Here is a 12855-nt window from a genome sequence, read left to right as displayed (position 1 = left end):
CTCCTGGAGCTCAATCGGCAGGTTTAGTGGGAGCGCCTTGGACCCGCCCCATCCGGTCTGTGCCGCCTCCCGGGTATGATGGCTGGGACACAATGAATTTCGCCGTACTAGTAGTGCGTCGCCTGGATGTTTCCAGGAACCGATACAAGGGGATCCGGTTTGGACATAGGTGAGTACGGGCGTCTGTTGCGTCGCCAGTGGATTTCAATACTGAGCTTGGCTCTCGCAGGCTTACTCATCGCTGGCATCGTGTCGGTCTTGTCCCCTCCTAAATACTCGGCAGACACCGAACTTTTTGTTGCCATTCAAGGGTCTGGTTCGGTACAGGAGTTGCAGCAAGGCAATACCTTCGGGCAGGCACGAGTTCAGTCCTATGTGAAGACAGTTACTTCTCCGCTGGTGTTGCAGCCGGCTATCGACGCCCTCGGACTCGGCATGTCCTCAGCCGAGTTGGCCACTCGCGTCCACGCTACAGCCGACCTAAACACTGTGTTAATCAACGTTTCAGTCGTAGATGATTCGCCTGTCAGGGCCGCTGCAATAGCCGAGGCTGTGGCTAACAGCCTGGTTAAAGCCGTCGATGCTCTCGAAAAACCTACAAACAACGGAAACTCGCCGGTTAGCCTATCAATTATCAAACCTGCCACTGCACCGACGGTTCCGACGGCACCTAATACCCGGCTGAATCTACTTCTTGGGTTGCTCGCAGGGTTAGCCCTTGGCGTAGGTATCGCCATTGCCCGTTCCTCCATGGATAACCGCGTGCGGGGTGAGTCGGATGTTCGTCTAGTGTCCCATGCTCCAATTCTCGGCGGAATATCCTTTGACGCCGCTGCAGTCCAGCAGCCGCTCGTGACGCATGCTTCGGCGCAAAGTGCTAGAGCCGAGTCGTTCCGGCAACTCCGCACGAACCTGCAGTTCGCGAATATTTCAGGGAAGGCTCGCACGATACTTATCACGTCTTCCTTGCCCGGCGAGGGTAAGAGTACAACGGCCATCAACTTGGCAATTTCGTTGGCCCAGGCTGGACAGTCCGTTTGCCTGGTAGATGCCGACCTGCGACGTCCTACCGTAAATGAATATCTTGGTCTCGATCGCAATGTCGGTCTCACCACTGCACTTATAAGTGGGGGGGATGCGAGTGAATTTCTGCAGCGCTGGGGGGAGGACGATCTCTTTGTTCTGGTCTCCGGGCAAATTCCTCCTAATCCAAGCGAGCTCTTGGGTTCTGCAACAATGGAGGAACTGCTTGCGAGTCTTGAGCAACAATTTGACACGGTTATTATCGACGCCCCGCCCTTGCTCCCAGTAACCGACGCCGCAGTCCTTTCTCAGCACGTAGGGGGCGTCGTAGTAGTGGTAGGGGTGGAGAAAGTTAAGCGTCAGGATCTGGAGAAGTCAATCAGCGCTCTGACGCTCGTCGATGCCGAGTTGCTGGGTTTGGTACTAAATAGGCTGCCCGTCAAGGGCCCCGATTCTTACTCCTACACTTACTACCGGCATGACGATGCTGCGGCGGTCGGGGGAGCAGTCAAGCGCAGGTCGCGCAGCAAGGGGAAAAGCACCAACGAGGAGTCACATCTACCAGAAATAGTTCACAGCAGTATGTACGTTGAGCCTCGACCCGCTCGCGCTTTTCCAGTGGAATCTGAAGGAAGCCGACGCCGAAGGTAGCGGCAGAAACCGAACTTCGTGCGTTCTGGGGCTCGCGTGCATGAGAAGAGCCTTCGCAAGAGAATCTTTAAAGCGCACGTCACGCCGCTGCTGTAAGGCGGCGATTCTAGAGTGCTAGTTGGCGGCACCCCTCAAGGGACTACTAAGGGTTAACTTAACGAAGCTGCTGGGGCTTGGCCTGGGGCTGATCGTTGTGCTTGAGGTACGCGGTTGCTCGCGTTCCCTGTTCGGCTCCTAACTGGGGCTGATGAAGAACTAGGACGCGTTTTTGTCGTTAGGCGTCGCCTTGGGTTCCACTGGTTGTCCCTAAATGGAAGTGACAGAAAATCAACCAAGGGGCCGCCTCGCCGCTGGTCCATGAGGCATTGCCCTAACGAGGTGCGGCAACCGTAAGACGCGTGTCAGTTCTCTGAATGGCATATGTATCGCAGGACTTAGACGAGACTTGAGCTGATGGCAGGCTTTCAGCACAACTGGAGGCTGCTGGCCATCCCTCAGCTACCGTTGTGAGCGTTGTGGTCGACTGCCTTCCCGGAAACTCAGGGGCCTTGGGTAGAATCGGGGACCAAGACAAGCGCACACTGCTTGACGGAGATACGGAGAAACAATGTCGGAATGGCTCGAAGTCGGCGCGGACAGCTATGTACTGGTCACTGAAGCGTCGCTGCTGAACACGGGCCTCATCGTCGGTTCCGAACGCGCCATGGTAATTGACACCGGCTGCGGTCCCCGTCAGGGGCGCGAGATCCTCGACGCTGTCCGCGAGAAGACGGACCTGCCCATCGTTGTCGTCAACACACATGCCCACTATGACCACTTCTTCGGCAACAGCGTCTTTGTCGAAGCCGGCGTAACCGAATTCTGGGCCCATCAGAACTGCGCCAAAGAGGTCCATGAAAAGGGCGACATGCAGCGCCGGCATGTTGCAACGCAAGAGCCAGAGATGTCCGCTGGGGAGGGGGACAACGTTGAACTCGTGGTGCCCAATGCCATCGTCAAGGACCAACCAGTCCTCGTCGACCTCGGTGGTTTGACGACAACCCTGTTTTACCTCGGCCGTGGGCACACCGATGGAGACCTTCTGGTGGGCACTCCCACCACACTGTACGTGGGCGACTTGGTGGAGCAGGGCGCTCACCCGTCCTTCGAGGACTCCTACCCGGAGGAGTGGGCGGATGTGCTGCGGCACATCTCAGCGCTGCGCCACCGCTACGAGTTCCTCGTCCCCGGCCATGGAGAACCGTGCAGCGATCAGTTTGTCAAGACTATGGCCAACACCATGAGTACAGCCGTCCGGCAGGCTCGCCAGTCCATACGCGACACTCCAAATGACGCGACGAAGGCCATTCCGGTGCTGCCATACGGCCCGGAGCAGTCCCGCTGGTTCATCAGGCGTCTCCAAGAGAATTGGCGCAGCAGCCTGAACGCGTCGTAACACCGGTTCGCTTTGAGCGCGCCCACGGTGGCTGTGTCCTCTGTCCTATGTGGCGCTGGCCATGCTCGCCCAGCTACCGTAATCGTGAAGCCGTTAGATCGAGGTTAACCAGGTCGGACTCCAATTCTGATCAAATCGGAGCTGGTTTATTGCACTTGATGGGGCCTCTACCTCCCTAATCTGTAGTCTCCACGGTTCTTTGACGTGACTTGTCAATTGTTCTGTCACATGCTTAGGTCATAGGCAATAAGGATGCTTATGACCAATGGAGACTGTTATGGCCTTGACTGACTACGCCCTTGCGCTGAGCTCGTTGCTGGGCACCCTACTCATTCCCTTCGCCGTTCTCTATCAGATGCTGCGGCTTAGACGACGAGCAATGCGGATCTCCGTCCGGCCCGCACCCACATCACCGTCGCCAATCTACCGAGGTAACCGACGCTGATCATGCCGTATGTCGATATCAACCCCCACAAAGCCCGTCCCAAGTGGGTGGGTTACTCCGTCCTTGCCGCTCTCCTGGTGCTTACCGCAGCCGTGGTTTCCGCCGCGCTCATCCACCACTGACCAGCGGATACGGGGCAGGGTCTCCTGCCGGACCCCCTAGACTTACAGATTGAACCAGTGCCGCAGAAACCGTTCGCCGAAACGTCCGGGGGGACAGACATGCCAGATCCGGCTGATCAGACTGCAGGCGCCCCAGCAGAAGATGCAGGGCAGCCGCAGCTGCGCCGTCGCCGCGACCTTCGTCGTGACCACGGCTCAGTTCAGGATGCCTGGACAGGAACCATGCCAGCCGTAACGCCCCCTTCCAGTTCAAACGACGCCGGCAAACCGGTCACGCGGCGCAGCTCTTGGGCGGAGGCGGCCGCCGCGGCCGACGCGACCAAGCCGTCCCGCGCCCCTTCCACCGCGCCGGCTTCGCCTGTTGCGCCCGGAGTGTCTCCTCCATCGCCGCCTGCTGCGGATCCGGTGCCTATTGCCACAGTGCCTCCTGCTGCCCCGACCCAATTCCCGGGCACTGCGACCTCTCAAGCTGCCGAATCGCCGTCGGACGCTCCTGCCGAAACGCGGTCCCTCCGCCGCAGCCGGCCCACTGCGGCCGACGCGATCGCGGATGCACCCATGCCGGACTTCATCAGCTCGCCCGGCCTGTTCGTCAGGGAGCAGAAGCCGCGCCCCGTGGGCGGGTTTCGTGGTGCGCTGTACAACCTAACCGGCGGCGCTTGGAACCTGGGCCCCGGGCTAAAGCAGCGCCAGGAAGACGAACTGGCCCGCCGCATTTCCCGCCAGCTCCAGGGCAGCTACAACACCGCGGTCCTAAGCCTCAAGGGCGGCATCGGCAAGACATCCACCACCGTGGGCGTAGGCCTGACCCTGGCCGAATACCGCGGGGACGCCCCCTGCGCCATCGACGCCAACCCTGACTCCGGCGACCTGGTGGAACGGGCGCTGGGCGAGGGCATTTACCAGCAGTCCACGCCGCGGACCATTTCGGACCTGCTGGAAAACATCGACTCCATCGATTCGTTGACATCGCTGGCCCGGTACATGCACCACGCCGGCCGGCTGCACCTAATTGCGGGGGAGCAGGATCCGGAGGTTTCGGACTCGCTGACGGCCGAGGAGTACCGCCGCATCCGCAAGCTCATCTCCAGCTACTACTCAGTGGTGCTGACCGACTGCGGCACGGGCGTGACGCACAATGCGATGAGCGGGATTTTGCAGTCGGCCGACAATCTGGTGATCGCCGCCGGCTACGCTGTGTCCGGTGCCAAGCGCGCCCGCAGCACCCTGCACTGGCTGGCCAGCCATGGCTACGAGGACCTGGCCCGCAACGCTATTGTGGTGATCACGGACAAGGATGAGGTTTCCTCCCGCGTGGATAAGGACGCCATAGAGGAGCACTTGGCCGGAATCTGCCGGGAGCTTATTGCGGTACCGCATGACCGAGGAGTGGCCGACGGAGACCTGGTCACTCTGGAGGTGCTCAAGGCCGAGACGCGGCGCGCGTACAAGGAGATCGCCGCGGCGATCGTCGATGGGTATCGGTAAACCTTTTGACGCATTCGCGGCGGTGTCTCGCGGACTGTTGCTACCTTCGTCGGGGCCTCATTCGATAGCGTAGGGCTGGAGGGGAACAACAGGAAAGCAGTACCAGGTAAGCAATTGCCGTCGCAGCTGGTGGGACAGCGGATGTACTTGGTGGACGTCGTCCTCAACGACTATCTGCGACTGCAGTTTGACGGAAAGCAGGTCCCGGCCACGGTACACAGATGCCCTCAGCCCAGTTGACTCCCGGCACGTTCTTCGAGATTTTCCCAAATCAACTGTTTCCCGGATCCAGGGTGGATGCTTGGCGCCCGGGGTGAGGCCAACTTCGAAGACCTGTCGTGACCGATCCGCTGAGATCGGAACCATCGATGTGGTTTGGAAGAATTTGATGGCGTAGTTTGGCACCGGAACTGCGCCCACGGGTGGATATACGAAACCTCACCTGCTCGCGGGGCGGCCCAAGTATCGGCCGCAGAAAATACAAGTACTCCTTACTGGTCAAACTTGCGGCGGATTGCGGCTAGCCTGCACGCATGTTGCGGACGCTAATTCGAAGATTGGGGCTTGGGCCAAGATGCCGGTTTTGCGGCATGAAGCTACGGCGCATTCCTCCACCCGTGTTTTGCTCAAGGGCATGCTTAGAAAGCTGGCAGTACAGGCAAACTCATTTTCCTGAGGGGTTCAAGGTCCCTAGCAACCGGCAGCTCTATCGGATGGCCGCCACTTCGCGGGAAGACGTTGGGTGATCGTGCGGTTCGTAATCCCAAACAACAAAGAACCTAAAGCCTTGCCTTAAGTCAGTAGCGTGGTCACGGAGAACCCGGTGACGTAGCTTTCCCATAGGGGGTGCCCCGGCCTTGTTGACTCGGGATGCGTATTCCGATGGGTTGCTTCCTATTCGATGAGCATGTGATTGCTCATCCGTCGCTGTCGGTGCTGGGTTGTCTCGATTCAGGTTGTGGTAACAGCCCGAGGTCCTGCCGTGCGAGCCGTCGCTGACGGTCAAGGACGTTCTTCTACAGCAGCGAGAAGAACGATTTCATGGGCAGGGGCGGCGCATGAACCGACCCTGCGTTTATATGACCCTTATGCTTAGGGATATGGGGACAATACTTTCGCTTGCCCTGCCGGGCTTGGTCTGCCTTGCCGGCATTTTGTGGGCCTACCTTATTGTTGGAGCCTGGCGGCCGGCCGCTGAGCACAGAGGCGGGTACTGGGCGCTGGAAGCCATACTTCTAATTTGCGGCCCCATCACGACCGTGGCCATAGCCATGTACCCGCCGGGTGGGACGCCCAGTGTTTTCCAGGAAATCAATCATGGGGCAAACCTAACGGCGGTGGTACTGGCTGCGTGGGTGATCCTAAAGGCGGTCAGCCATCCTCGGAAGAACGCCGGGTGGGTGACCTTTGCCGTGCTGACCTTCTATGCGGTGTTGGGCGTATCAACAGTCGCGGGCGTTGTGCCCGACTTCCCCGAAGCGTACTGGACAACTCCGCTGGTTGTTCTTGCGTTTCTGGTATACGGCGGGTACTCGTCAGAATGGCTTCTTAAGATGTCCCGGCTGGTGATTCGCATCATCGTCGTGCTGAGCTTCGCCGCGATCTTGCTCCTGCCGCAAATCGTGTTCAACCTGGAGGAAGCCAGAACCGTGTTCGGGATCCACCGGCTTCAGGGCCTGATGGGGCACCCGAACGGGTTTGCCGCTTTGGCGGTTGTCGGTTTCATGCTTGAACTCCATGCACGCTCACGTCTCGTCTGGCGTGGAATGTTCCTCGTCGCTGTCATTCTTGCGCAATCAACCACCGGGATTATTGCATTGGTAATAGGCTTGCTCGTCATGACTAACGCCTTGAGCAAGGCCTTTCGGGTGGCGCTCTATCTTGGAGCTGTTGCGACACTGCTAATTGCTCTATTCGGAGGCAACCAATGGCTCATGTCCACGTTCGTCCCCGAGCAGGCTGGGACCCTGACAGGCAGGACAGCCATTTGGGCCGCGGCCCTAGTGGGCTTCCAACTGAACCCATGGTTTGGTTACGGCCCTACCTTGCTGGGCCAGGAGTATCGCAATTCCTATCTGCCGAACTTTGATGCTGCCGCCCAAGCGCACAACCAGTTCGTGCAGACCTTGGGCGGCGAGGGGATTACCGGCCTCGCCTCCCTGGTAATCCTCATCTCCGTGCTGCTCTTCGCAGCCTTCCGGGTACGAAAATCCACAGATGGATTGTCGGTGGCATTGGTGATGTATTTAGTCGTTCGCGGAGTCACAGAGACGCCGCTGCGTCCTGCCGGCCCCGGCTCCACAACATTCATCCTCATCGTAGTTTTCGGCCTGCTCGTGGCAACCCTCTCCGAGATTGCAGCGGAGTCCCCGACAATAGATGATCACGCGAAGTCGCGAAGCCAACCCAAGCTTGAAGGCCGGACAATTCGGGCAGAAGGAACAGGCGGAGAGGCGCCGCACCAAAGCACCGCACGCTCCGTTTAGCGTCCAACCAGCAGTCTGCTATGGATGGACAAGAGAAAGCTTCTTGGCGCTATAAATGGATTATCAAGGCCCAGATGGCAGCAGCGATATCGGGGGAACTCGGTAACGCCGTTGTCGGCCCGCTCTACGGCTACCTCCGGAGCCGTAGTATCCAAGACGCCGGCAGACTAGCCCTAAAATGGGGCAATGACTTCTGGGGGATTTTTGAATAGATTCATGCCTAAGCCGCGGCTGAAGTTCGTTGACGGGCTGCGCGGTGTGGCGGCACTGGTGGTGGCAGCTGGCCACGTCCTTGGTATGGTCGGGCCTGACCGTCCTGTAATCCCCATCTGGAAAGCTGATGCGCTCGGCCTTGTGCTGTGGCCATGGACTTTTGGTGGACCCGCCGTTTGGCTGTTCATCATGCTCTCTGGCTTCACTCTGTACTGGACCGAAGAGTCCCGCCGTTTGGGAAGCCGAGGAGCCACGCCTTTCCGTGTGTACTGGCAGCGGCGCTTTTGGCGAATCCTGCCCACCTACTACGCGGCCCTGGCCTTCGGTGCAGTCGTTGTCCTCGGGTTCGGCTGGATGTTATTGGACCCATCCCCGAGCCTCATGACATACGAGCCGGTGACTCTGGGTGGTGTGCTGTCGCATCTGTTTATGGTCCACAACCTTGACCCCGCATGGCGGACGCAGATTGTCCCACCGCTGTGGTCGATCGCTGTCGAGATGCAGCTCTACCTGCTCTTCCCGCTGCTATTCATACTGCGCCGGAAGCTGACCGTTTACGGTGTCGCCGCCGGACTGGTGCTAGTGTCTTTCGCACTCAACCAGGTTGCTTCGTTCCCCGTGTTCGAGCTGGTTGAGTGGTTCGTCGTTGGGGCCATTCTCGCCCACGTCCTACGCCGCCGGCAGGTTCACGCAAAGGTGGCCCTTGTCGTCGCGCTGACGGCTCTCGCTATCGGATTCGCTCGCGTCCCTACCCTCTCGGGCCGCATCGAGCAGGGCGTGTGGCTGGTTGCGTTTGCCGCCCTCATTGCGTGGATGTTCGCCCGCGGGGACCGAAAGAACCTGCTGGAATCCAAGCCCGCACTGTGGCTCGGGGCGCGCTCTTACAGCCTTTACGCGGTACACTTCCCTGTCGCCCTCCTGTGCTGGTCACTGGTGGGGCGGCTTGACTTGTCCCGGGTTGAATACATCATCGGTATTGCAGTCTTCGGCATGGGCGTGAGCCTCGCCGCGGCGAGCGCAAGCTACCGATGGATCGAAGTCCCGTCGCTTGAGAAGTCGCGCCTCGTTGGGGGCGGCAAGGCTTCCTCTGCCGCCCCCAACTCCAATACCAAGTAGGGAGTGCACGCCCGCTTCCAGCGGGTGCTCGTCTTGACGTAGATGTGGTTGTCATCCTTACGGATTTCACCCGTCCAATCGGATACGTCAGCAGAGGACGCCGGGGCCGGGTCTGTCGCTATCTTAAAGGCGTTGCCAATGGTCTGGACGATGCCGGCAGCGATGACCGGCCAGGCGTGGTTAGGCTCGTGCCGACCACGCGTTTACATCCCCCACGCGCTCAGGACTATGCTTACTTGCGCCGCCTTCTAGCCCCACACCCCACCGCCGCGTACCAGATCAGCTGCATAGACACGAAGAACTCCGTGACGTAGTTCAGCGACAATGCGCTCCCGTCCGCGGTGGGCGTGCCCTGAGTCCGCGTCGGACAGGGAATCGAAGGGGAGGATGCTCACCGCGTATGGGAGTGGAGCAGGGCCGCCAGCGGTCCCGGCCGGGCGTGAAGAGCGGCAGCGCGCCGGCCAGCAGGTAAGCGGCGATCGCAAAGCGCACCGTTGCCCGAGCGCCGATCACGATGGGCAACGAGCCGGTGCCGGCCGCGCGGTTCTCCACTTCATCCTGCACCACGCACAAGGCATAATTGCCCACGCCGGCCTCCGCCGTCGTGGGTTGTAGGGTGGCGCGCTCGCTCGAGGTGGCCGTCGCGGACCCGCAGTCTGCTTCACTGGAGTCGTTGATCGAGGAGAAAAGAAGGTTGGTGGTTAGCTCGATGGCGTCCTACGTTCCGAACGAGTTGCTCTCCCGGCTGGTGGACCAACGGCTGTGCTCGGTGGAGTTTGTTTTGAACGACTACGTGCAGTTCCGGTTCGACGGGGAGCAGGGCCCCGGCCACGTTACGCTCAACAGCCATGTGTGGCCTGTGGTCCGGCAGAATGGCCGCCAGTGGCGCGAGCAGGATCTTCGGTATGCCGACGCCCTGCGCCGGTTGGATCAGGGCACTGTGGTTTCAACGACGGAAAAAACCGGCTCGGGTATCCGCGTCGACCTAGACGCCGGCACCATCGTGATCCACCCTGCCAAGGAAGAGATCTTCGTGGAGATTGCCGAACTCAGCGGCTTCCCGGACGGGCGGTGGATGGCCTGGCGCCCCGGCGAGGACAGCTTCGAAGATCTGGCGTAGTGCAGCATCCACCAATACCGAGAAAGGCAGGGCCCGGTACGCCCGGACCCTGCCTTCGTCGGTTCTAGTCCTAACCCTCGTGCACAGGAACCTGGACAAACCGTGACAGGTATTCCATCAGGTCGCGGATCCCAAAACTCCAGGCAGGGAGGTCCTCGGCGGTGCCCGTGGTGTTGATCAGCGACCCCAGCTGGGCGCTGTGGATCGTCACCCGGTCTCCCTCCTTGTGGGTGAACCCCAGGCCCGGCGCATCCCGGTCCTGGCTGGGTGCAAAGAGCGTCCCCGTGAACAGTGCAAAGCCGTCCGGGTACTGGTGGTGCCTGCCGTAGGCGGCCCCCACCAGCTCTTCGAAGGGCCGGCTGATCCGGGACAGGCTGTTTTTCCCGTCAAGACGGTAGCCGTCGGTCCCCTCCACGGTCATCGTGATGTCCTCGCTCCGCAGCGACTCCAGGCTGAACCGGTCGTCGAAGAGGCGGATGAACGGGCCGATGGCACAGGACGCGTTGTTGTCCTTGGCCATGCCCAGCAGGAGCGCGCTGCGGCCCTCCACATCGCGCAGGTTCACATCGTTGCCTACGGTGGCTCCACGTACCCGGCCGCGGGAATCCACGATCAGGACCAGTTCCGGTTCCGGGTTGTTCCAGCTCGAAAACGACGGGATGCCGATCCGGGCCCCAAAACCGACGCTTGAGAGCACCGGGGCCTTGGTGAAGACTTCCGGGTCCGCGCCGAGCCCCACCTCCAGGTACTGGGACCACATCCCCTTGGCCGCCAGCACCTCCTTGACCTGCCGGGCCTGCTCGGAACCGGGCCGCACGCTGGCGAGGTCGGAGCCCAGAACGGCCAGGACGGACTCACGGACGCCCGCGGCCTGGTGGAAGTCACCGCCGCACCGTTCCTCGATGACCCGCTCAATCATGCTGTCAACGAACGTCACGCCGCAGGCTTTGACCACCTGCAGGTCCACCGGGGCCAGGAGGTACGGGCGTCCCGTGTCCTGCGCCAGGGAAGCGTCGATCAGGGCCGCCAGGTCCCAGCTGGGTGACTCGCGGGTGGCAGCGATGAGACCCGCCGGGTCGTCCAGGTCCATGAGTTCCGCAACGGTGTGTACGTGGGCAGTGTGGTCAAAGACGTCCTGTCCGCTGACGGAGACCACGCGCGGCCCGCCCGTCTCCGGGTCCCAGACGCGCCCCACCAGTAGGGCTTTGTCCGCGTCGGCGGGCAGGATCTGGTCTGCACTAACAGTCGTCATCGTGTTTCAGCTTTCTGTCCGGCAGGCTGGTGGATTCCGTCCACCCGCCGCGTGATGTTCCAGGGGTTGTCATCCCGCAGGGCAGGCGGAAGCTGCTCCGGGGCGAAGGAGTCATAGGCAACCGGGCGCATGAACCGTCCGATGGCAGCCGTCCCCACGGAGGTGGTGGAGGCGGCGGTGGTGGCGGGGTAGGGCCCGCCGTGCTGCTGCGCGTAGGTGACGCTGACTCCCGTCGGCCAGGCGTTCCACACCAACCGGCCGCTCCGTTCCCGCAGCACCGTCAGCAGGTCATCGAGCTTTTCCTCCGGCTCACCCTGGACAGTGGCCGTCAGCTGGCCCTCCAGCAGGGCGGCCAGTTCGGTGAGGTCTGTTCCGGGACGGTACCGGATGAGCAGGGTGGCGGGGCCGAACATTTCCTGCTCCAGCAGCTCCGGCTGCGCCAGCACTGCCTCCGCGGTGGTGGCCAGCACGGTGGGCCGGGGTGCTTCGGCGTCGTCGCCCTTCACCAGCACGTCCACGCCCTCGGCGGACCGCACCTTTTCCAGGGCGGCGTCGAAGCCCTCGCGAAGCTTGGGGCTCAGGAGGGGTGCCACGCTCTTGGACTCGAGTTCCTGCTGAAGCAGGGCTGCCACCTCGTCGATATCCTCCACCGGCGCGAACAGCAGCCCCGGCTTGGTGCAGAACTGTCCCATTCCTGCGGTGAACGACGCCGCGTAACCCGACAGGATGGCGTCCCGGCGCGCAGCCCAGGCCTGCTCCGTGACGAACACGGGGTTGATGCTGCCCAGCTCACCGTAGAAGGGGATGGGGGTGGGGCGGCGGCAGGCCCGGTCAAACAGCGCCCGGCCGCCCGCGGTGGAGCCCGTGAAGCCAATCGCCTTGGTCAGGGAATGGTCGACCAGTGCTTCGGCTGCCTTCCGGCCCACCACGGCGGAAAACAGTCCCTGCGGTGCGCCTGCTGCGGCAAGGGCTTCCTCGACGATGGCCGCGGTACGCAGCGCCAGCTGCAGGTGCCCTTCGTGGATCTTGTGCACCACGGCGCAGCCGGCCGCGAGGGCGGAGGCAGTGTCCCCGCCCATCACGCTGAAGGCAAAGGGGAAGTTGGAGGCACCGAAGACGCCCACGACGCCGAGGGGCACGTTGACCCTGCGCAGGTCCGGGCGGGGGCCCATTCCCCAGTCCTGGTCGGCGTGGTCAATGATGGCGCCCAGGTGCTCACCGGCAAGGATTTCGCTCCGGAAGAGGCGCAGCTGGAAGACCGAGCGCTTCAGTTCGAAACGCAGCCGGCCCTGGTCCAGGTGGGTTTCCTGTTCTCCGAGGCCAACGAGTTCATCCGCGTTGGCTTCGAGGGCGGCGGCGATGGCCTCCAGCCAGGACCCGCGGACCTGTGGTTCCACGTCCCGGGCCTGCTCGTAGGCCGCGTGCGCGGCCACTATCTGGTTTTCGACCTGCTCTGGGGTGGTCTGCATGTTGTTTCCTCCTGGAATCATCTTTAGTTCCAAAT

At 61.6% G+C, this 12855-nt stretch carries 8 protein-coding genes; 6 read left to right on the top strand and 2 right to left on the bottom strand.

Annotated elements, in window-relative coordinates; translation table 11 throughout:
• Positions 1–159 precede the first annotated feature (159 nt).
• The 6 genes from LFT49_RS16240 to LFT49_RS16210 all read left to right on the top strand — a co-directional run bounded on the left by LFT49_RS16240 (position 160) and on the right by LFT49_RS16210 (position 10099).
• Positions 160–1674: a polysaccharide biosynthesis tyrosine autokinase gene (locus LFT49_RS16240; RefSeq protein ID WP_237428765.1), complete on the top strand. Its 1515-nt coding sequence runs from the start codon at positions 160–162 to the stop codon at positions 1672–1674.
• A gap of 607 nt (positions 1675–2281) precedes the next feature.
• Positions 2282–3109 carry an MBL fold metallo-hydrolase gene (locus LFT49_RS16235; RefSeq protein WP_237428764.1) on the top strand — a complete coding sequence of 276 codons (828 nt, stop codon included), beginning with the start codon at positions 2282–2284 and terminating at the stop codon, positions 3107–3109.
• Positions 3110–3775: 666 nt separating this feature from the next.
• Entirely contained in the window at positions 3776–5164 is a 1389-nt protein-coding gene (locus LFT49_RS16225; protein ID WP_442863711.1) for a MinD/ParA family ATP-binding protein, read from the top strand.
• A gap of 1079 nt (positions 5165–6243) precedes the next feature.
• Positions 6244–7650 carry an O-antigen ligase family protein gene (locus tag LFT49_RS16220; RefSeq protein ID WP_237428761.1) on the top strand — a complete coding sequence of 469 codons (1407 nt, stop codon included), beginning with the start codon at positions 6244–6246 and terminating at the stop codon, positions 7648–7650.
• A 186-nt stretch (positions 7651–7836) separates the two neighbouring features.
• Positions 7837–8979: an acyltransferase family protein gene (locus tag LFT49_RS16215; RefSeq protein WP_237428760.1), complete on the top strand. Its 1143-nt coding sequence runs from the start codon at positions 7837–7839 to the stop codon at positions 8977–8979.
• 580 nt (positions 8980–9559) lie between these two features.
• On the top strand, positions 9560–10099 hold the full coding sequence (locus LFT49_RS16210) for a hypothetical protein (protein ID WP_237428759.1): 540 nt from the start codon (positions 9560–9562) through the stop codon (positions 10097–10099).
• 70 nt (positions 10100–10169) lie between these two features.
• On the opposite strand, the gene LFT49_RS16205 is transcribed toward LFT49_RS16210, so the two are convergent.
• Together LFT49_RS16205 and LFT49_RS16200 are read right to left on the bottom strand one after the other, a co-directional pair.
• Positions 10170–11351, bottom strand: coding sequence for a fumarylacetoacetate hydrolase family protein (locus LFT49_RS16205; RefSeq protein ID WP_237428758.1), 1182 nt, complete (start codon positions 11349–11351; stop codon positions 10170–10172).
• Positions 11348–12820 (bottom strand): aldehyde dehydrogenase (NADP(+)), encoded by a 1473-nt coding sequence (locus LFT49_RS16200; protein ID WP_237428757.1) that lies wholly within the window; start codon positions 12818–12820, stop codon positions 11348–11350. Before LFT49_RS16200 ends, LFT49_RS16205 begins: the two co-directional genes overlap by 4 nt.
• Positions 12821–12855: the final 35 nt, after the last annotated feature.

It is taken from the genome of Arthrobacter sp. FW306-06-A, assembly GCF_021870055.1.
In the GTDB taxonomy this organism is placed as follows: domain Bacteria; phylum Actinomycetota; class Actinomycetes; order Actinomycetales; family Micrococcaceae; genus Arthrobacter.
The sequence above is the reverse complement of the archived record's forward strand: the minus strand, read 5'-3'. Positions and strand labels throughout refer to the sequence as shown.